Origin of the sequence: Aeromonas sp. FDAARGOS 1408 (assembly GCF_019048665.1) — a bacterium.
Lineage (GTDB): Bacteria > Pseudomonadota > Gammaproteobacteria > Enterobacterales > Aeromonadaceae > Aeromonas > Aeromonas dhakensis.
The window spans coordinates 1,739,676-1,760,449 of the sequence record NZ_CP077394.1 but is presented as its reverse complement, the minus strand read 5'-3'; the positions used below and the strand labels follow the sequence as shown (position 1 = coordinate 1,760,449).

The 20,774-nt window shown below is 62.2% G+C and carries 18 protein-coding genes; 8 read left to right on the top strand and 10 right to left on the bottom strand.

Going from position 1 to position 20,774, the window contains the following annotated elements; genetic code table 11:
- Positions 1–76 precede the first annotated feature (76 nt).
- Together I6L38_RS08325 and I6L38_RS08320 are read left to right on the top strand one after the other, a co-directional pair.
- A complete protein-coding gene (locus tag I6L38_RS08325; RefSeq protein WP_024941785.1) occupies positions 77–1,105 on the top strand; it encodes a site-specific integrase in 1,029 nt (342 codons plus the stop codon).
- Positions 1,106–1,286: 181 nt separating this feature from the next.
- On the top strand, positions 1,287–1,556 hold the full coding sequence (locus I6L38_RS08320; RefSeq protein WP_024941786.1) for a RepB family protein: 270 nt from the start codon (positions 1,287–1,289) through the stop codon (positions 1,554–1,556).
- Between the two features lie 214 nt (positions 1,557–1,770).
- On the opposite strand, the gene rsmF is transcribed toward I6L38_RS08320, so the two are convergent.
- From rsmF to I6L38_RS08300, 4 genes are all read right to left on the bottom strand, one after another.
- Positions 1,771–3,198, bottom strand: a complete 1,428-nt coding sequence (gene rsmF, locus I6L38_RS08315) for a 16S rRNA (cytosine(1407)-C(5))-methyltransferase RsmF (RefSeq protein ID WP_024941787.1) — start codon at positions 3,196–3,198, stop codon at positions 1,771–1,773.
- A 130-nt stretch (positions 3,199–3,328) separates the two neighbouring features.
- Positions 3,329–5,881: an MlaD family protein gene (locus I6L38_RS08310; RefSeq protein WP_024941788.1), complete on the bottom strand. Its 2,553-nt coding sequence runs from the start codon at positions 5,879–5,881 to the stop codon at positions 3,329–3,331.
- A 68-nt stretch (positions 5,882–5,949) separates the two neighbouring features.
- A complete protein-coding gene (locus tag I6L38_RS08305) occupies positions 5,950–6,558 on the bottom strand; it encodes a paraquat-inducible protein A (protein WP_010633988.1) in 609 nt (202 codons plus the stop codon).
- Positions 6,536–7,168 (bottom strand): paraquat-inducible protein A, encoded by a 633-nt coding sequence (locus tag I6L38_RS08300; RefSeq protein ID WP_010633989.1) that lies wholly within the window; start codon positions 7,166–7,168, stop codon positions 6,536–6,538. The genes I6L38_RS08305 and I6L38_RS08300 overlap by 23 nt, the downstream gene beginning before the upstream one ends.
- 148 nt (positions 7,169–7,316) lie before the next feature.
- Here I6L38_RS08300 and prpB point away from each other — a divergent pair, with 148 nt between their 5' ends.
- The 3 genes from prpB to I6L38_RS08285 all read left to right on the top strand — a co-directional run bounded on the left by prpB (position 7,317) and on the right by I6L38_RS08285 (position 10,915).
- Positions 7,317–8,204 carry a methylisocitrate lyase gene (prpB, locus tag I6L38_RS08295; RefSeq protein ID WP_024941789.1) on the top strand — a complete coding sequence of 296 codons (888 nt, stop codon included), beginning with the start codon at positions 7,317–7,319 and terminating at the stop codon, positions 8,202–8,204.
- Between the two features lie 8 nt (positions 8,205–8,212).
- On the top strand, positions 8,213–9,340 hold the full coding sequence (gene prpC / locus I6L38_RS08290) for a 2-methylcitrate synthase (RefSeq protein WP_010633991.1): 1,128 nt from the start codon (positions 8,213–8,215) through the stop codon (positions 9,338–9,340).
- Between the two features lie 129 nt (positions 9,341–9,469).
- Positions 9,470–10,915: a bifunctional 2-methylcitrate dehydratase/aconitate hydratase gene (locus I6L38_RS08285; protein WP_024941790.1), complete on the top strand. Its 1,446-nt coding sequence runs from the start codon at positions 9,470–9,472 to the stop codon at positions 10,913–10,915.
- A 90-nt stretch (positions 10,916–11,005) separates the two neighbouring features.
- On the opposite strand, the gene I6L38_RS08280 is transcribed toward I6L38_RS08285, so the two are convergent.
- Entirely contained in the window at positions 11,006–11,749 is a 744-nt protein-coding gene (locus I6L38_RS08280; RefSeq protein ID WP_024941791.1) for a hypothetical protein, read from the bottom strand.
- A 211-nt stretch (positions 11,750–11,960) separates the two neighbouring features.
- Here I6L38_RS08280 and I6L38_RS08275 point away from each other — a divergent pair, with 211 nt between their 5' ends.
- Both I6L38_RS08275 and I6L38_RS08270 read left to right on the top strand, forming a co-directional pair.
- A complete protein-coding gene (locus I6L38_RS08275) occupies positions 11,961–12,338 on the top strand; it encodes a polyhydroxyalkanoic acid system family protein (RefSeq protein ID WP_080689441.1) in 378 nt (125 codons plus the stop codon).
- Between the two features lie 292 nt (positions 12,339–12,630).
- Positions 12,631–14,055 carry a wax ester/triacylglycerol synthase family O-acyltransferase gene (locus I6L38_RS08270; RefSeq protein WP_201889265.1) on the top strand — a complete coding sequence of 475 codons (1,425 nt, stop codon included), beginning with the start codon at positions 12,631–12,633 and terminating at the stop codon, positions 14,053–14,055.
- Between the two features lie 66 nt (positions 14,056–14,121).
- On the opposite strand, the gene I6L38_RS08265 is transcribed toward I6L38_RS08270, so the two are convergent.
- The 4 genes from I6L38_RS08265 to I6L38_RS08250 all read right to left on the bottom strand — a co-directional run bounded on the left by I6L38_RS08265 (position 14,122) and on the right by I6L38_RS08250 (position 17,466).
- Positions 14,122–14,919, bottom strand: coding sequence for a hypothetical protein (locus tag I6L38_RS08265; RefSeq protein ID WP_005300853.1), 798 nt, complete (start codon positions 14,917–14,919; stop codon positions 14,122–14,124).
- Between the two features lie 43 nt (positions 14,920–14,962).
- Entirely contained in the window at positions 14,963–15,613 is a 651-nt protein-coding gene (locus I6L38_RS08260; RefSeq protein ID WP_117403709.1) for a TetR/AcrR family transcriptional regulator, read from the bottom strand.
- A gap of 1 nt (position 15,614) precedes the next feature.
- Complete coding sequence (locus tag I6L38_RS08255; protein WP_017764508.1) at positions 15,615–16,799, bottom strand: patatin-like phospholipase family protein; 1,185 nt, start codon at positions 16,797–16,799, stop codon at positions 15,615–15,617.
- Positions 16,800–16,881: 82 nt separating this feature from the next.
- Positions 16,882–17,466, bottom strand: a complete 585-nt coding sequence (locus I6L38_RS08250) for a phasin family protein (RefSeq protein ID WP_139752357.1) — start codon at positions 17,464–17,466, stop codon at positions 16,882–16,884.
- Positions 17,467–17,714: 248 nt separating this feature from the next.
- Between I6L38_RS08250 and I6L38_RS08245 the strand changes: the two genes are divergently transcribed.
- A complete protein-coding gene (locus tag I6L38_RS08245; RefSeq protein ID WP_216989390.1) occupies positions 17,715–19,685 on the top strand; it encodes an SDR family oxidoreductase in 1,971 nt (656 codons plus the stop codon).
- Positions 19,686–19,734: 49 nt separating this feature from the next.
- On the opposite strand, the gene I6L38_RS08240 is transcribed toward I6L38_RS08245, so the two are convergent.
- Entirely contained in the window at positions 19,735–20,631 is an 897-nt protein-coding gene (locus I6L38_RS08240) for a triacylglycerol lipase (protein WP_024941797.1), read from the bottom strand.
- Positions 20,632–20,774: the final 143 nt, after the last annotated feature.

The following is a 20,774-nucleotide window of genomic DNA, read 5'->3' as shown; positions in this document are numbered from 1 at the left end:
ATTCATTATCGATACTTGATAGATCTGCAAGATCCTGTAAGATCCAACGAAACTCCGCATTAAATCATAGAGTTAAGTGAACTACCCACGCATTTCAAACCCAGTTCAGCAGCCCTTGCAGAGCGTCTTCGATCCTCAGCTGAACAGCCGGGCCAGACGCTTCCTGCGCAGCGCCAAAGCCGACTCCACCCTCAATGCCTACCAGGCCGATACCCGTATCTTCGTGTTCTGGTGTCAGCTGCATGGGCTCGATCCGCTGCAGACTACCCATCATGACATCATGAACTTTCTGGCGGATCAGGCCGACGGCATCCTGGCCGATTGGGTCTGGCTGGACAAGGAAGAGGGGAAGGGGGAGCTGCGAAACGGCGATCCCCGCAAGCCAGCCACCCTGGTAAGACGGCTCGCCGGCATCCGTTATGCCTTCAAGCAGAAGGGGATCCACCCCATGCCGACCGAGCATGCGGAAATAAAGGAGATGATGCGGGGCATAGTGCGGCTCGGTGACAACCGCAAACGTAAAACGGGGGCGCTGACCCTGAAACCGCTGGCATGCGTGCTCGACGAAATCGACACCAGCAATCTGGCGGGACTGCGGGATTACACCCTGTTGTTGCTGATGTTCAGCGGTGCCTTGCGCCGCTCGGAGGCCGCAAGGATTGAGGTGGATGACCTCGACTTTGTGGGGCAGGGGATCCGCCTTCGGCTCAAGCCCAGCAAGCATCAGCTACATGAAACGGAGATCGCCCTGGTGCCCGGCAAACAATATTGCCCGGTGTCGGCACTGGCGCGCTGGCTCAAACAGAGCCGGATCCATGAGGGGGCCCTGTTTCGCCGCATGAATCGCTGGGGCCAGCTCATGCAGGAGCCGCTCGGCCCGCAAGGCATCAACCTGATGATCAAGCGGCGCACCGGTCAGGCCATCGACGATCTCCAGGTCAGCGGCCACAGTCTGCGCCGCGGCTTCATCACCTCGGCGGTCACTGCCGGCAAACCGATGAACAAGATCATCGAGGTCACCCGCCACAAGGACATCCGTACCTTGCAGGAGTATTTCGACGATGCTCACAAGTTCTCGGATCACGCCCTGGATGGCCTGCTGTAATATAACCGCGTCACTCACTTTTTTATGTTAAATGATATCTTGTTGATCCAATGATATATTTGCAGCGCACTGGACCTCACCCCATCAAGAAGGGGAGAGTCAGGCTCTTCGGTGTTGGTCAGCGAATATTGAAGACTTGGTGAGAGATAACGGGCTGTAAAAATCAAAGTTGCAAGGTGATATGAGCCAGGAAATAGAAGTGAGCGGGGCGCAAGACAACGCCGAGCGGCAGCGCCAGCACGTGAAACGCAAACAGGAAACTCACAGCCGGTTGCAATGCTGGATCAGCAATCGCCATGCCGAGCGGTTGGCCATGTTGGGGCAGTTGCTCGAAGATAGCCAGGCATCCCTCATCGAACAGGCCATCGATCTGCTCTATCAGCATGAGCAGAAACAGAAACAGGACAGGGCGCAGATCGATGCACAAGCACCGGCGGAGATGCTCGAGTAAACGCGCCGGCAATTGAGGCAAAGATCGAGAAACCGGGACATAAAAAAAGCCAGGTACGAATTCCTTGTACCTGGCATAGGGGAATTGGCTCCTTGCAGAGCCGTGCGCTAACTGGTGTTCGGATTGCCTTTAAGCTTAGACAAGGCTCAAGGCTTTTCAAGACCCGCGCAAAGGTTCAACCGGAGTGTGGGTTTTCCTGCTCCGGTACAACTTGTTACACGAACAGATTGTTGTCACGCACCAGCTCGCGGGGCAGGGCATTCTTGACCCGGCTGCCCACCCATTTCCCCATGCCCAGGGTATGACCCTGATAGCGGACGATCACCTCGCCAGTGCCGGCGGCTTGCTCCGGCCACACGTCCCGCCCCATCATGAACTCCCGCGCATTCGCTATATCGAGCTCGACGAATCCCTTGCTCGCACCGTCACCATAGGCCAGCGCCCACTCATGGGTCAGCCGATACCCTTTCTTGAAAGTCTCCGCCAGTTTCAGTCCGATGCGATCGAAACGCAGCTTGCCCTGTACCTGTTCGAACAGCTGGGGGAAGAGCCAGATCTCCTCGCTGCGGCCAAACAGATTTCCCTGCTGCGCCACCCCGAAGGCTGCTTCAATCTCGCGCAGCATGGGTTCGGACTCCTTGGCCGGCAGCGGCGAGAAGGGAAATTTGCCGAGCTTGCCCGGTTTGAACATGGTGTTGGGCACTGAGTGGTGCTTGCGCAATCTGGCGACGAAAAAGCCTTCACTGTCGAAGATCTGGGGCCAAACGTGCAGATATCCTTCCGGTGTACAGGCTTTCTCCGCAGCGGGGAAGAGATCGGCCAGCGAGTCAAAGCTGAAGGCATCGCCGAACTTGTCTTGCAGTGACTGACAGACGGCCTGGTTTTCCTGCAGGCTCAAGGTACAGGTGGAGTAGACCAGTACGCCCCCCGGTTTGAGAGCATGGAAGGCGCTCTCCAGCAACCCTTGCTGCACGGCGGCGATTTCGTCGATGCTCTCGATGCTCCAGTTGCGCAGGGCGTCTTCGTCCTTGCGCACCGTACCCTCACCGGAGCAGGGTGCGTCGAGCAGGATGGCATCGAAGGTTTCCGGCAACCACTGGCCGAAGACCTTGGCATCGAAATGGGTCATGCCCACGTTGGTCACGCCGCAGCGCTGCAGATTGGCGCTGAGCACCTTGAGCCGGCTGCTGGAATACTCGTTGGCAACCAGCATCCCCTGGTTGTCCATCAGGGCCGCAATCTGAGTGGTTTTGGAGCCGGGGGCCGCCGCCGCGTCCAGCAACATGCCATCACGCCGGGTCTGCTCACAGGCAAACAGGGCGGTGACCGGCAGCATGGAGCTCGCCTCCTGAATGTAGAAGAGGCCGCTCAAGTGCTCGGCGGTGTTGCCAAGGGGCACGCTCTCGTCTTCGCGACTGAGCCAGAAGCCGGTGTCGCACCAGGGCACGGGATCGAGCTGCCAACCGAGCGGTTGCATCCGCGCCACAAACGCCGCCACCGATATCTTCAGGGTGTTGACCCGGATACTGCGCCGCAGCGGTCGTCGACAACTGGCCACGAACTCATCCATGGAGAGGTGCGCCGGCATGATGGCTGCGATATGGCGCAAGAAGTGATCGGGAAGATAGGTGTTGTCGTGCACGGAGCCGTCTCGTTGACCGAAAATGAGGGGCGACATCTTATCACAAGGGCAGGAATATTCTGAAAGCGCAGCGGCTAAAAACAAGCCCGGCACAGTGCCGGGCTTGGGTGAGCGTGAGTGAGGGGAGAGATCAGGGCTGGATGCGGGGGCTCCACTCCTGCCACTCTTTCTCGGCCTTGGCATGCAGCGGGTAGCTGTGGCCGGCCTTGACGGTCGGCCCCATCTCTTTCTCCGGAGTGTTGAAGGCGATGCCGCCGGCGAGCAGGCTCTGCACCGTCTCCACCTCGATGGTACCACCGGTCAGGCCGATATCCGCCTTGACTCCGGAGACATTCCAGAAGCGGGTGTTGACCCGCACCAGATGGGCGTACTCCTGCTCCACGTTGACGTCGATCAGCACCTCGCTGCCATCGCGGGCCAGCGCCACCTTGGTCACGCTGCCCACCACCATCTTGCGAAACAGCAATGGACTGCCGACGCTCAAACCGTTGACCGACGCGCTCTTGAGGGTGAGCGCCAGGCCGGCCGGGCCACTCTGGCTAAGGGGGAAGCGCTCCTTGCCAGCTCCTTGGCCGGGCTGCGCCTCCACAAAGGCACCCTTGATCAGGGTATCGAGGTGGGCCACGCCACCCAGCCCCAGCTTGGCCTGAACCAGGGTGAAGCGGGCACCGGACTGCAGGAAGCGCGCGGCATACTGGCCATCCAGCTCGGCCTTGAAGATCACCTGGCCCAGGGCCGGCTCCAGCTCAATCTGTTCAATCTTGCCGATGTCGACCCCGCGGTAGCGGATCGGGCTGCCGACCCCGAGCCCCGGGTTGCTGTCAGCCACCAGGGAGAGGGTCCGTACCTTGGCCTTGGCCTGCTCCTTGCTGTCAAACAGCTGATGACTGCTGCGGCCTGTGCCGAGCCGATCGAACTCGATGGCGCCACGCAGCAGGGTGGCGAGGTTCCCCACCTTGACCTGCACGCCATCCACCCGCACCCGGGTATCCAGCGCCGGCTTTTTCCAGAATTGCGGCTGCTGCTCCAGCAGGGGGGCATAGACACCGGCGATCTCGAGTTCGATCTCCACCCCCTCCCTGGCGGCGCGCAGCGCGTTGACCTTACCGGCCTCGAGCCCCAGATAGAGCACCGGGGAGCCGATACCGATGCCATCGGCTTGTTCAGCCTTCAACATCCAGCGACGGGGCTTGGCATCCCGGGTACCGAGCAGGGCCAGCTCCTGGCTGGGATAGAGCCGGTTGACCCGCTCGCCAGAGGGAGCCTGCACCAGCTTGATGCCGCCGCCAATCCAGGCGCTGGCCGGGCTGGTTTCCACCTTGATACCGCTCAAGTCGGCATCGATCTGCAGCGGCGCCGCCCGATAGAAACGGGCCCGGTTGAGCAGATGCTGATACTGGCTCTGCACGACCAGAGCCACACTGGCGTTGCCACCGCCATCCAGGGTGAGCTGGCTGATCTGGCCCACCTGCAAGCCCTTGTACCAGAGCGGCGCCCCTTCGTTGAGGCCGGCCAGATCGTCGGCCTGCAGCACCAGCTTGATGCCGCCCGGTTGCTCCTTGCTGCTCAGGGTCATGGCCTTGACCCGCTCGCCCGCCACATAGTCGAGGCGAATGGCCGGGCCCGCCAGCAGGCGATCCGCATGCTTGATGCCGCCGGCGCCGAGGGAGACGCTCTCCCACACCAAGCGGCTGTTGCCGGTGATCCGAAACGCCTGCTCCGGGTTGATCAGCGCGCTCACCACCCGGCCCTTGTCGGTCAGGCGAATGGGGTCGATGCGGCCGATCTCGATGCCTTCAAACAGGATGGGCATCCCCTCCTTGATGGGCAGATCCCCCGCCTGGATGTCAATTCGCTCGCCGCGGGCCGCCTCGGCCAACCCTTTGTAGAGGGTGAAGACCTGGCCTTTCTCCGGCTCCGGGGAGTCCTTGGGAGAGTCGAAGGCGATGCCGCCGCTCAGGATGGAGGTGAGGCTGCCGGCCTCCACATTGACCCCGGCCAGGCTGAAGGAGCCCTTGATGCCGCTGATGTTCCAGAAGCGGGTGTCGGCCTTGATGAGGTGTTCAAAACGCGGCTCGATTACCAGATCCAGGATCACGTTCTGGTTCTCTTCGCCAAGGCGGGTGTTGATGACGCTGCCCACCTCGATGCCGCGAAAATAGAGCTTGGCGCCGATGCCGACCGAGCCGAGCGAATCGGCGGTCAGGTGCAGCATCCGCCCCTGGGCCTGATAACCGGGGGGAGGGCCGTCCAGCGCGTCGAACTCCTCCTGCAGCGGGTTGTTGTCCCGCCCGGGCTGCAGGTTGATGTAGTTGCCGGAGACCAGGGTATCGAGGCCGGAGATCTCGGTGAGCGACGCCTTGGGGCTCACCAGCCAGAAATCCGAGCCTTTGCGGATGAGCGGGCGAGCCCGGCTGTCAATCTTGGCCAGCACGGCTATCTTGCGGCCATCCTCGGCCAGCTCCAGCTCCTGCACCACCCCGATGGCGACCCCCTGGTAGCGCACCTGGGTCTTGCCCGGCAGGATGCCGTTGCCCTGGGCGAAGTTGATGCGAATAAGCTGGCCACTGCTGACAAACTGCTGGTAGATGAAGCCCCCCGCCAGCAACAGGGCGATAAAGGGCAGCAACCAGACGGGTGACAACCAGCGACGCTTCTCAATGACGGGTTCAGCCCCGATCATACCGACTCCTTAATTGGCTGAGATAAACAGCATTCAGATAGAAGAAAACAGGTTCAGATTACCGCGCCCTAGCGGGCCGCCTTGTCCCACAGCAGGCGCGTGTCCAGCATGCGGGCCGACATCATGGTCAACACCACCACACCGGCAAAGGCAGTGGCGCCGGGGCCGGCCCGCACGTTGAGCAGCACCCCGCGATCCACCAGGGCCACCATCAGCGAGATGACGAACAAGTCCAGCATGGACCAGCGCCCGATGAAATCGATGATGCGGTACATGATGAGCTGGCGTTTGCGCCGCACCGGCTTGCTGCGCTGCAGTTGCCAGCAGATCCAGCCCAGCCCCAGGATCTTGCCCACCGGCACTATGATGCTGGCGGTGAGGACTATGGTGGCAATCCCCGACATTTTGCTGCGATAGAGCATCATGATACCGCTGAAGATGGTGTCGGATTGCAACAACCCCTTGTTGTAGAAGTGGGTGATGGGCAGCAGGTTGGCGGGCAGCAGCATGAAGCTGGCCAGCGCCAGCAAGCCCCAGGACCAGGCCAGGGAGTGGGGTATGCGTACCTGCAGCCGGCTGTGGCAGCGGGGGCAGACGCTGCCCGCCTGATAGCGCACCAGCAGGCCACAGGTGTGGCAGCGGCAGAGCCCCAGTTCACGGGCGCTGGTCTGGGACATGGTCCGGCTCCTCCAGCGGTACCCGCTCCCAATAGGGGGCGGGGTCAAACAGGATCAGCAACGTCAGGTTGAGCAGCATCAGGATCCCAAGGCTGAGCAGGCCGCCGCCGAGGCGCACGTCGGCGATGTCGACCAGCTTGAACAGGGCGACCAGCAGGCTGACGATGTAGACCTCCAGCATGGCCCAGTGGCGAAACACCTCCACCGCCTGCAGGGTCGGCGCCAGTATGTGCCAGCGTTTGGCAAGGCCCGAGGCCAGCGCAAAGATCCCGAGCAGCAAGCCCACCGGCGCCAGCACGGCGCACCAGAACACCAGCCCCGCCACCCAGATCTCGTGTTCGAGCAGCAGCACCAGGATCCCCTTGAGCAAGTTGGCGTCCGAATTGACACCGGCCAGGCGCAGGTAGATCAGCGGTTCGAAGAAGGCGGACGGGAGCAACAGGAAACCGGTGATAGTCAGCGCCATCAGCTGGGAGGGGCGAAATGCGTATCGCCCGTACAAATGCTGATGACAGCGGGGGCAGTGGGCGTGGCGCCCAAGCGGCAATAACTTGCGTTCGATCAGCAAGTCGCAAGCCGGGCAGACGATCACGGGATTGGGATCCGACATTACGATTCAACCTGTTGAAGGAATTGGTGAAATTTACCCTAAAAGCCACGTCCTGTCTTGCCTGGCAGGGGTCTGCCACGAAAGTATGATTGACGTTAACGTAAACGTGATATTAGATAGTCAAACCAGACAAGTGAAAGGAGTCATGATGTCCAGCCTTACCCCCTCGGCAGGTCTGCGCTTTCGCACCGCCCTCGCCAATGAACGCCCCCTGCAGATCGTCGGCACCATCAATGCCTACATGGCGCTGATGGCGGAGCGCAGCGGCTTTCAGGCCATTTATCTCTCAGGTGCCGGCGTGGCCAACGCCTCCTATGGCCTGCCGGATCTTGGCATGACCAGCCTGAACGACGTCTTGACCGACGCCGAACGCATCACGGCGGCGACCCGTGTACCGCTTTTGGTCGACATCGACACCGGCTGGGGCGGGGCCTTCAACATAGCCCGCACCGTGCGCGCCTTCGAGCGAGCCGGAGTAGCGGCCGTGCACATGGAAGATCAGGTGGCCCAGAAGCGCTGTGGCCACCGTCCCAACAAGGCGGTGGTCTCGCAGGAGGAGATGTGCGATCGCATCAAGGCGGCGGTGGATGCCAGGGAGAACGACGAGTTCGTCATCATGGCGCGCACCGACGCGCTGGCGGTGGAGGGGATTGGCCCGGCGCTGGAGCGCGCCGCCGCCTATGTGGCCGCCGGGGCCGACATGATCTTCGCCGAGGCGGTGACCGAGCTCGGCCAGTATGACCTGTTCAAGCAGGCGGCCGGGGTGCCCATTCTCGCCAACATGACCGAGTTCGGCAAAACCGAGCTGTTCGACAAGGAGGCGCTCGCCGCCCACGGCGTCGACATGGTGCTCTATCCCTTGAGTGCCAGCCGGGCAGCCAACCAGGCGGCCCTCAACGTCTATCAACACCTTCGCCAGGATGGCCATCAGCGGGCCGTCGTCGACACCATGCAGACCCGGGAGTCGCTCTATGACTTCCTCGGTTATCACCACTACGAGCAGACGCTGGACCGTCTGTTTACATCCAAGGATTAGGAGGAAAAATGGGACAGCAAAAACCGTTGGGTGGCGCCGGCCTGCGTGGTCAGAGCGCGGGGGAGACCAGCATCTGCACCGTGGGCAAGAGCGGCACCGGGCTCACCTATCGCGGCTATGACATCCAGGAGCTGGCCGACGGCGCCCAGTTCGAAGAGGTCGCCTACCTGCTGCTTAAAGGCGAGCTGCCGGACGAGCAGCAGCTCGAGGATTACAAGCGGACCCTGCGCAGCCTGCGCACTCTGCCTGCCGCCTTGCTGGAAGTGCTCGAGCGCATTCCCGCCGACGCCCATCCCATGGATGTGCTGCGCACCGGCTGCTCCATGCTCGGCGATCTGGAGCCGGAGGACGGCTTCGAGCATGAGCATGAAGTGGCGGATCGGCTGCTGGCCGCCTTTCCGGGCATTCTCCTTTACTGGTACAAGTTCAGCCACGACGGGGTGCGCATCGCCCTCGACACCGACGAGGAGTGCATCGGCGGACACTTCCTGGCGCTGCTGCACCAGAAGGCGCCGAGCGAGCTGGAGCGCCGGGTGATGCACGTCTCCCTCATTCTCTACGCCGAGCATGAGTTCAATGCCTCCACCTTTGCGGCGCGGGTCTGCGCCTCGACGCTCTCCGACATGTTCTCCTGCGTCACCGCGGCCATCGGCACCCTGCGCGGCCCGCTGCACGGCGGCGCCAACGAGGCCGCCATGGCGATGATCGAACCCTGGCAGGATGAGGCCCAGGCGCGGCGCGAGCTGCAGGCCAAGCTCGCGGCCAAGGAGAAGATCATGGGCTTTGGCCACGCCGTCTATCGCACCTCGGATCCGCGCAACGTCATCATCAAGAACTGGTCGGCCAAGCTGGCCGAAGCGGTGGGCGATGACCGGCTCTATCGCGTCTCCTGCGAGGCGGAGAAGGTGATGTGGGAGGAGAAAGAGCTCTTCCCGAACGCCGACTTCTTCCACGCCAGCGCCTATCACTACATGGGGATCCCGACCAAGCTGTTCACCCCCATCTTCGTCTGCTCGCGGGTCACCGGCTGGTGCGCCCACGTGATGGAGCAGCGCGAACACAACCGGATCATCCGCCCGAGCGCCGATTACGTCGGCCCGGCGCCCCGGCATTTCGTCTCGCTGCAGCAGCGATAATCATGGGCGGCCCTGTCACCCCATTGCGTCACCCGACACCGGCAACAGCGGGGTCGATGAGCGCAGGCGGGCGGGCAGGGCGCCGTTTCATCACCCCGTTTCATTCACTACAACGATAAGGAAGTCACGATGTCCGCCAACGTCGACGTCAACCACAGACCAGACCCCGATCAGGTGCTGGTCGATATTGCCGATTACGTCTGCAATCACCCCATTACCAGCCAGGCCGCCCTCGATACCGCCCGTTACTGCCTGATGGATACCCTGGGCTGTGGCCTCTTGGCCCTGCGTTTTCCCGAGTGCACCAAGCACCTTGGTCCCATCGTGCCCGGTACCCAGGTACCCCATGGTGCCCGGGTACCAGGTACCCAGCTCTGCCTCGATCCGGTCAAGGCCGCCTGGGATATCGGTGCCATCATCCGCTGGCTCGATTACAACGACACCTGGCTGGCCGCCGAGTGGGGTCACCCTTCCGACAACCTGGGTGGCATCCTCGCCACCGCCGACTGGCTCTCCCGTACCCGCGTAGCCGAAGGCAAGGCCCCGCTCACCATGAGCGATGTGCTGATGGCCATGGTGAAGGCCCACGAGATTCAGGGGGTGTTGGCGCTGGAGAACTCCTTCAACCGGGTCGGTCTCGATCACGTGGTGCTGGTGAAGGTCGCCAGTACCGCCGTGGTGACCCACATGCTGGGCGGTAGCCGCGATCAGGTGATCGATGCGGTCTCCCAGGCCTGGGTCGATGGCCAGAGCCTGCGCACCTACCGTCATGCACCCAATGCGGGGTCGCGCAAGAGCTGGGCGGCGGGGGATGCTACCTCCCGCGCAGTGCGCCTCGCCCTTATCACCATGAGCGGCGAGATGGGCTATCCCGGCGCACTGACGGCTCCCAAGTGGGGCTTCTACGACGTGCTGTTCAAGGGCAACCAGTTCGCCCTGCATCAGAGCTACGGCAGCTATGTGATGGAGAACGTGCTGTTCAAGATCTCTTACCCTGCCGAGTTCCACGCCCAGACCGCGGTGGAGTGTGCCATGAAGCTGCACGAGCAGGTGAAGGGGCGGCTGGACGAGATCGACCGCATCGAGCTCACCACCCATGAGTCGGCCATTCGCATCATCAGCAAGGTGGGCGCCCTCAACAACCCGGCCGACCGGGATCACTGCCTGCAGTACATGGTGGCGGTGCCGCTCATCTTCGGGCGCCTCATCGCCGAGGATTACGAGGACGCCATGGCCGCCGATCCCCGCATCGATGGGCTGCGCGCCAAGATGGTGGTGCAGGAGGACAAGCGTTACAGCCGCGAGTATCTGGAAGCGGACAAGCGATCCATTGCCAACGCCATCCAGGTGTTCTTCAAGGACGGCACCCACACCGCCAAGGTGGAGGTGGAGTATCCGGTCGGCCACCGCCGCCGCCGCGAGGAGGGGATCCCGCTGCTGGTAGAGAAGTTCCGCCACAACCTGGCCACCCGTTTCCCGGCCAAACGGGCCGAGGCGATCCTGGCCCTCTGCCAGGATGGCAAGCAGCTGGCCGCCACCCCGGTGCACGCCTTCATGGATCTGCTGGTGATCTGACCACACTCCTGTCCAGCGATAAACGAAAAGCGGGCCACTCGGCCCGCTTTGTCATGTTTGACTGCATGTGTGCCTGCATGACTCTCAAGGTCAATCCAGCACTGTGTCATCGCCCGCCAGCAATGCCTGCATGATCGCCGTCTCGCGGCTAGCGATGGTCTCGAGAAACTCGCTGGCCCGCCCCATGTGGTGACAGACCCGGTAACCCCGCTCGACAAAGGAGAATAGCTCGCCCAACCCCGCCAGATGGGCCGGCCCAGATATCAGCTTCAAGGTCGCTCCGAGCAGCGGTTTTCTGGCCAGCCGATCCAGGGTCATCCCCAGCTCGTTGACCAGTTGCAACTGATGACGGCGGCGCGCTTCTTCACCCACCTCCTGATAGGCGAGGGCATAGGCCTTGGCGTTCAGCCGCGCCATGCTGCCACTGCGACGCAGCGCCACCACCATCAGGTAGTCGAGCTCCTCGGAGAGGGCGTCGAGTTCAATGGCCTGCGCCAGCACCTTGAGGCCGGATTCCGGCAACAGCCGCTCGGCAGTCGGCATCACCCGCATCACGTCTGCATCGCGGCGGGCACAATCCCCCGGCCCGTAGAGGTCGGTCAGGAAAAACTGCGCGGCCGGGCCGTAGCGCTTGCTCTCCAGCAGATCGCGGTGGGTACGCCCCAGCCGATCGGCCTGCCATTGGCGCAATGCGTCCCTGTCTTGCTGATCCTGCGGATGGGTGCGCATCTGCTCGCGCAAGGCGGCCACCTGGTTGAGCTGACGGTAGAGTCGCCCCAGGGTGCTCTCTTCATCCATGTGGTGGTCATCGGATGGTTGTTTCTCTTGGGTCATCTGCTGCTCTCTTGACCTGTGTTCTCTGGTGTATCCCATGGCCTGTGACGGATAAAACGGGCGGCCGGCGAGGGGCGGGAGTCACTCGTCACGAGCCGTCAGCCCAGTGTAACGCGGCGGCAACCCAGGCGGAATCGATGGAGCTTTTACTCGACAGCCTTTGTTAAGTGAGTCCCAAATATGTTGCAAATCACTTTCACTTGTTTGATTCATGTGTTTAATATCAGTAAATGTCGTCACCGCTCAGAGAGTTAGCATGTTTCTATACGATCCCCTTGCCGGCAGCAACCTGTCGACCATCCAGGTCAGCCGTCAACACCCGCTCGGCCTCGCCGGCGCTCGGCTTGCCGCCGAAGCCATCGCCCAGGACATGAGCGAAGAGTACGAGCTCGACTGCGAGTGGGAAGACGAGGAGGAGACCCGCTTGCTGTTTCGCGGCGCCGGGGTCAATGGCTCCCTCTGCCTCACCGAGAATACCCTGTCGCTGGAAGTGCGCCTCGGCCTGATGCTGTTACCGGTACGCAGCGTCCTGGAGCAGGAGATCCTCGAATATGTCGATCAGCGTCTGCCTTGTCCCGCGCGGCGATAACCAATCCAATAAAGACTGATCCAGCGCAATAAATAATGGTGAAATAGCGCGCCTTATATTCTTTTGACGAAATGGCCGACCTGGAGATTATTATTCAGGCGGCATATGACAAGTCTGATTTTTAATTTTCACGGGACAACAAGAGCCTCTGCCTTTGTCATGGATGGCTGGCGTGAATTAATCGCCGTGCAGTTTCACAAACATAAGAAAACATTGTTTGTTGCTTCCGTTCTGGTCGCCGACGTCCAGAACGAAATGTGGCACAAATAATGCGAAACAATAGGGATAATACATGTCTGTGTGTGAACTCATCTCCTGTGTCGATACCGCCTGGCTGCGGATGGACAGGCCCAACAACTTGATGCAGATCGTCGGCGTGCTGATGTTCGACGGTCAGCTGGATGAAACCAGATTGCGCGAGAGCCTGCTGCACACCGTACGGGTACAGCCGCGCTTCGCGCAGAAAGCCTGCCTGGAAGGGGGAGAGTACTACTGGCGTACCGACCCCGACTTCGATCTCGACCTGCACCTCAAGCGGGTGATCCTGCCAGGCAAGGCCGGCAAGGCCGAGCTGGAGCGGCTGGTGGCCGACTTTGCCTCCACCCCCCTCAACCACCAGCGTCCGCTCTGGGAGATGCACCTGGTAGACACCTCCCTCGGCGGCCAGGCGCTGGTGGTGCGCTTTCATCACGCCATGGGGGACGGCTTCTCCCTGGTGCGGGCCATGCTCACCATGATGGACGAGAGCCCGGTTGCCGCTCCCAGACCGCAGCCAGAGCCGGTCGCCAACGACGACGGCGACGAAGAGCACGATCAGCAGGGCAGTCGCCTGCTGCGGGCCGGCCTCAAGCTGACCGGCACCCTCTGGTCCAAATACGTCGAGGTGCTGACCCACCCCACCAAGGCGATGGACTACCTCAAGACCAGCCGGGACGTGACCGCCGAGCTCTACACCATCGCCACCCTCTCCGATGATGCCGATACCCGGCTCAGGGGAGAGACCGGCTGCACCAAGCGGGTTGCCTGGTCAGAACAGATCCCGTTGCCGGACGTGAAGGCGGTGGGGCGGGTGCTCGGCTGCTCGGTCAACGACCTGCTGATCGCCGCCACCGCCGGGGCCTTTCGCCACTATCTGTTGGAGAAGGGCGACGAAGCCGACGTCGACATCCGGGCCCTGGTGCCGGTCAACATGCGCGCCCCGGACGACAAGGGGGCCCTTGGCAACCGCTTCGGGCTGGTGGCCCTGGATCTGCCCCTCAACATCGAACATCCGCTGCAACGCCTCTATGCGGTGCGGGATCGGATGCAGGCGCTCAAATCTTCCCTGCAGCCAGCGGTGGTGCTCAACCTGCTGGAAGTGATGGGCATGGCCCCCAAGGCGGTGCAGCAACAGGCCATCGACATCCTCTCCGCCAAGGCCAGCGCCGTCATCACCAACGTGCCTGGCCCGCAGCAGACCCTCTATCTGGCCGGCGCCAGGTTGCGTCAGCCGCTGTTCTGGGTGCCCCAGGCCGGCGATATCGCAGTCGGCGTCTCCATCCTCTCCTATGACAACAAGGTGCAGGTGGGCCTGATCACCGACAAGAAGCGGGTGCCAGACCCCGACCTCATCGTCGAGCGCTTCGCGGTGGAGTTTGAGCAGTTGCTGCTGCTGGTACTGATGGAGCCGGATCTACTCTACGACCCCGCCATGCTGGATCAACTGCTGCACGGCTGATCCGCCGCGCTTCAAACGCAAGAGGCCAACCCGGGGGTTGGCCTCTTGTTTTATGAGTCTGGCGAATTACTCCTCCTCCAGCTCCTCACGGGCGGCTTCCACGTCGAGCCGCTCCATGGCATCCAGCGCCTCGCACTCGGCAGCCTCGCCATAGAGTGCCTCGGCCGCCGCCATCTTGCTCTTGCCGTGCATCATCACCATGGCGTTGGCGTACTCCATGCGGGCGATGGCGGAGTGGGGGATGATGGCCAGCGCCGCCTTGAAGTGACGCTCGGACTCATCCTTCTTGGCGCCGTAGGTGATGCCGCCGATCATGGCGCCCAGCTTGTCGATGATCTCCGCATGCCAGGCACCGAAGGCGATATGGGCTTCCCCATGGTCAGGCTCAAGCGCCAGCGCCTGCTCCAGGCTGCTCTTGATCTTGTCACCTATGCCGATGGAGAGTGCCTTGGAGACCGAGATCACCTGGCTGTAGCGACCCAGCGCCAGGGCGTGGAAGTACCAGGCGTTGACGTTGTCTGGCTGACGTTTTTGCAGCTTCTCGGCGTTGCTGGCGGCCAGCTCGAACGCCTCGCGCTTGGCATACTTGTCATCCAGCAGGTAGCTGGCGTGGATCACCAACGCCTTGTTCGCCACGTTGAGGCCATCCTCGCCGGCGGCCAGCCCCAGGCTGACGGCCCGGGCAAAATCACCGGCGTGATAGGCCCGCCAGGCTTCCTGTACCTGTTCATCTTCGGGCCAGGGCTCGGCATCCCCCTGGTGCAGCCGCTCCCAGTGCTGCTCAAGGCGCTCCCCGGCATAGTCATAGGTGGCCTCCGGCCAGGGGAAGGGGGTGAAATCGAAGTTGGGCTGTGCAGTGGTCATATGATTCTCCCTGTTAAAAACACAATCAAAAAACACGGTTCGGTCAACCCGCCACGGCGGCGGGACGATAATGGCTGGCGATGGCATCGAGCGCGGCGCGGGCATCGGCTCGCAGCCTGGGGGACACCAGCTCCATCACCTGAAAAACGCCGAGGGCGATGTCGGCATCGGCCCGCGGATGCAGCGCTCGCTGATATGAGATCCAGAAGGTCCCCACCAGTGCAATATTGGCGGCCAGCGCCGTCACCTGTGCTTCGTCGCCTTCTAGCAGACCGCTGCGCCAGAGGTGGTGACAGATGGCGGCGGCGGTCAGCTCCTTGCGCCGCAGCAGGGCCGAAAAGCGCAGCTCCACCTTGTGGTTGCCGTTCATCAGGGTGCTGATGTCGTAATAGAAAAAGCGGTACTTCCAGATGAGTTCGAACATCAGGTGCAAGAAGAACCAGATGTCCTCCGCCTCGTTCAACGGCGGGGTAATGGTGTCGAGCAGGTGGGCCATCTCCTGTTCGAACTCGCCGAACAGGGCGTTGACTATCTCCTCCTTGTTGTGAAAGTGGTAATAGAGGTTGCCCGGGCTCATCTCCAGCTCGGCCGCGATGGCGGTGGTGGTGACGGTCGGCTCGCCCAGCAGGTTGAACTGGGCGAGGGCGGTGGCCAGGATGCGATCCCTGGTACGCCGCTTGGGTTTGCGATCCATGCTACTCCTTCGGTTGACGCCGGCCCTTGTCGCCATAGCGACGGGTCAGCCAGTGCTGCAACTGGGTCAGTGAGGCATCCAGCGCCGCCACCGCGCCGATGCCCGGGGTCAGCAGGGAGCGCTGCTCATCGGCCAGCGCGTCAAGATCCAGCTCCAGCCCGTGTCTGGCGAGGATGGGACCAAGCTCGGCCCGCCGCTGCCACAGATCCCGGCGGGTATGCTGGAAGGCGTGCTCGCACAGATGGCGCCGGTCCCGATAACTGAACACATTGGTGAAGAACATCTCGCCATCGGCCGGGGAGGGCTCGAACAGCAGGGCATCCGCCTCTGGGTACTGGTGTTTGTAGCGATCCATCCCCACGTGCATGCGCGAGTGGATGATGGCGCGAAACGTCTGGGCCAGCACCACCGGCAGACCGCTATCCACCAGCTTGGCGGGGCGCTCGCTGGCCAGGCCCGCATCAAAGGGCACCAGCGGATTGATGCAGAACACCAGATCGGCCCCCTCCTGCAGCGCCACCGAGGCGTGCAGCGTCTTGATGAGCGCGCCATCCACGTAGTAGCGGCCATCGATGAGGGAGGGCGGGAACAGACCGGGCAAGGCGGCGGAGGCCTGCACCGCGGCGGAGATGGGCACCTGGTCGAGCCCCGGACTGCCGAAGGCCACCGCCCGACCGGTGTCGAGTTCGGTGGCGATGACGAACAGCCGGCTGGCCAGCTCGCGAAAATCGTTGCTGCGACCTGGGCGCGAGAAGAACTGGGTCAGGATGCGATCAACCCCACGGCTGTCGAACATGCCGGTGGGGATCGCCTTGGACAGCCCCTGCAGTGAGCCAAGCAGGCTCTTGTTCCAGGGGGAGGAGAGGTAGTCGGCCAGACACGCCAGCGCCAGGGGCGGCAGCGAGGTGAGCCGCTCAACATACTCCCCGAAGGCGGGGCGCAGCAGGGTAGAGGGGTCGAAGAACTCGCCACTGTCGTCGCTCAGCAGGATCCGCACCAGCTTGTCGGGGGAGATGCCGTTGGCCAGCGCCGAGGCGATCACCGCCCCCGAACTCACCCCCACATAAATATCAGCCTGCTCGAAACGCACTCCCTTGATGCTGTCGGCCAGGGCGGCGCAGGCACCGATCTCGTAGATCCCTCCCAGAGGACCTCCCCCGGCGAGGGCAACCGCAATCGTGCTCATGATTTGCCTCCCTTATCACGCAAAACCGGCCCAGCAGAGGGCATGGGCCGGTGGATCATCAGTCAGAACAAGCCGGTCAGGATCAGAAGAGTGCGGTTTCACCCTTCTCCTTGATCTCCTTGGCCACGTTTTCTACTTCCGTTGCCAGCTCCTTGACCTCTTCCTTCACCTTGGCGACGGGTGCGGATGCGGCGGCGGCTTTCTTGACCGGCGGCTTCTTGGCAACAACCGGCTTCTTGGCCGCTGCCGCAGCAGGCTTGGCCTCGTCAGCCGGGGCAGTGTCGTCCTGGGCATCGATCAGCTGCTGCACCACTTCGGTCAGTTCAGCCATCCGCTTGGAGAGCTTGTCGATGTCCTTGCGGGTCGGGATGCCGAGGCTGGCGACGGCGCGGGCTACGCGATCCTCGAATACCTGCTCCAGACGGCCCCAGGTACCGGCAGTCTTGTCGGTCATGGCCGCGATCTTTTCATCGGCGCTCTGACGGGTACGGGTTTGCAGGGCTTCCCCTTCCTGAACCAGGGCTTCAAAGATCTTGCCGCCTTCCTCTTGCGCCTTGGCATAGGCACCCAGGCCAGCCAGCCAGATCTGCTGGGTGGACTCTTTGATGGTGGAAGTGAGGTGGTTGTCGGTCACCGAACTTGCCAGTGCTTTCAATTTTTTGGCCATGACAGTCTCCTTACTCGTGATATAGATGATGGTAATGACAACAACCTTGGTATATTCGTTGTGGCATTACTTAACTTTCATCCTCAGTCTAGGGAGAAAAAATAGAGGGTTCTACCTAATAACGGAACAGGCAACCCTGGTAATTTTGGACTGGGTCACGAAGAATGATATTCGAATGAATATTTTCAGTAAAAGCGTGATATATCTAACAACAACTAACAGCCCAATCAGTAAGGGATATAAATACCATGGATTATTTCATCACAGGTGGCAGCGGCTTCATCGGCCGCCGGCTGATTAAAAAATTGCTGCAGCGTCCAAATAGTCGGGTGCATTTCCTGATGCGGGCAGCCCATCTCGAGCGGGTACCCGACCTGCTGGCCTACTGGGGCGTTGGTGAGGATCGCGCCATTGCCGTAGTGGGCGACATGACCCACCCCTTGCTCGGCGTCGGCAACGGCGAACTGGAGCCCCTAATCGGCAAGGTCGATCATTTTCTGCATCTCGCCGCCATCTATGATCTCAACGCCAAGGCGGGCATTCAGCAGCAGGTCAATGCCGAGGGCACCCGTCAGGCCCTGCTACTGGCCGAGCGGCTCAAGGTGCGCTGCTTCCATCACTGCAGCTCCATCGCGGTGGCCGGCCTGTTTGACGGCCTGTTCCGGGAAGACATGTTCGATGAGGCCGAACACCTCGACATGCCCTATTTCCAGACCAAGCACGAGGCCGAAGGGATAGTGCGCAAGGAGAGCACCATCCCCTGGCGCATCTATCGACCCGGCATAGTAGTCGGCGACGCCAACACCGGCGAGATGGACAAGGTGGACGGCCCCTATTACTTCTTCAAGACCATCCAGAAGCTGCGCCGCATGCTGCCGCCCTGGATGCCCGCCATCGGGGTCGAGGGGGGACGCATCAACCTGGTGCCGGTCAACTTCGTGGTAGATGCCATCGATCACATCGCCCACCTGGAGGGGGAGGACAACAAGGCGTTCCACCTGACCGACTCTCACCCCATGCGGGTCGGCGACATGTTGAGCACTTTCTCCCGGGCGGCCCATGCCCCCGAGCCGGCCATTCGCATCAATGCCGCCCTGTTCAGCTTTATTCCCCGCCATCTGATGACCATGCTGATGGCGCTGACCCCGGTGCGGCGTATTCGCGATGCAGCCATCGCCGATCTCGGCCTGCCCAAGGACATCTTCCGGCTCATCAACTATCCGACCCGCTTTGACAACCGCGAGGCCCAGCGGGTGCTGAAGGGGACCGGCATCGAAGTGCCGCCGCTGCACAGCTACGCCTGGCGCCTGTGGGATTACTGGGAGCGTCGCCTCGACCCGGACCTGTTCATCGACCGCACCCTGCGCGGCCGGGTCGAGGGCAAGGTGGTGCTGATCACCGGTGCCACCTCCGGCATCGGCAAGGCCACCGCGAAGAAGTTGGCAGAGGCGGGGGCCAGGGTGCTGACCATCGCCCGGGACGAGCACAAGATTGCCGAAACCCAGGCCGAGTTTGCCGAGCTGGGCCTGACCCTGCAGGTCTATCAGGGTGATCTCGCCGACCTGGCGCAGGGGGAGGCGATCACTCGGCAGATCGTGGCCGAGCATGGCGGCGTGGACATTCTGGTCAACAACGCCGGTCGCTCCATCCGCCGCGCCATCGAGGACTCCTTCGACCGTTTCCACGATCTGGAGCGCACCATGCAGCTCAACTACTTCGGCACCCTCAAGGTGATCATGGGGGTACTGCCCACCATGATCGAGAAGAAGAAGGGGCACATCATCAACATCTCCTCCATCGGAGTGCTGACCAATGCGCCGCGTTTCTCCGCCTACGTCGCCTCCAAGTCGGCGCTGGATGCCTGGGTGCGCACCGCGGCCTCCGAGTTTGCCGACAAGGGGGTCAACTTCTCCATCATCAACATGCCGCTGGTGAAAACTCCCATGGTGGCCCCCACCAAGGTATATGAACAGGTGCCCATGATGACGCCGGAAGAGGCCGCCGATCTGGTGTGCGACACCATCATCAACAAGCACGTGCGCCTCGCCACCCGGCTCGGGGTGTTCGGCCAGGTGATCCATGCCCTGGCACCGCGGGTGGCCCAGGTGATCATGAACACCAGCTTCCGCACCTTCTCCGACCCCAAGGAGGGCAACGAGTCCAAGGCGTCGGCGGATCAGATGGCAGTCTCCACCCTGATCAAGGGGATCCACTTCTAGTGGTGACCACAACGAGCTGATGTAGCAAAAACGGAAAGGGCCTGAACAATCAGGCCCTTTTCATTTGCGGTTGCGGGCGGGAGAGCAGAGTCAGCAGCAGGGCCGTGGTGCGGCGGGAGTAGAGCAAGGAGAGGTGGCCAAGGGCGGCAAGCTCCACGTCCTCCATGCCATCGAGACGCTGGCGGGACTGGGGCAGCACGAAGTTGTCGTGACTGGTGCGCACCGAGACGCCGGGTACGCAGAGCGGCACGGCGGCAAAGCGCTGCAACCAGCCGGAGCCTGGCTCCATCTCGCGGGCATTGTCGCCCAGTCCCAGGGTGGCGAGCTGGCTGCCCTGATGAGGGGTGGCCAGGGTGATGAGCTGCGCCACCTTGTCACCCCCCGCCACCGCCAGATAGTCGCGGCACACCAGTCCGCCCATGCTGTGGCCGATCAACACCAGCTGCGATGCGCCGGTGGCGGCCAACACCTCGTCGATACGCCTGGCCAACAGCGGCACCATGTCGTCGAGATGGCCAAAGGGAGGAGTCAGGGTGACGGTTGCCACCGTGTGACCGGCGGCCTCCAGCCGTGCCCGCTGCACCCGCCAGATGCCGCGACTGCAGCCATAACCGTGGATCAGCAGCAGGGGCAGGGGGGAGGGGGTCAACTTGTCAGGCGGCATTAACCAGCGCTCGAACGGCAGCAGCCAGGTGAAGGTCAGCAGGTAGGCGGCTATCTCCCGCCCCACCATGGGCAGCCAGGCTCGCCAGCCGATGGCTGGCACCGGGTAGAAGCGGGAAAAGCCCCAGGTCAGCAATACCACCAAGGTGCGCAGCCCCAGCAGGGCTACCACCACAAACAAGATGGAGGGCACCCAAGAGAGGTCGATGGCAAGGTGGGCGATGCTCCCAAGGAGCGTCACCTCAACCAGCAGCAGGATCAGTAATTGCTTTGTTATCGTCATGACTCAATCATCCGACCAGTTTGGCGTGGAAGTCAAATGACCCTTTCATCAATGTGACGGCCAACCAGCTCTCGGTCAGTCTCGGCTCAAACCTACCTGCCTGCGGCTATTTGCAATACTGTATATCCATACATATACTTGTA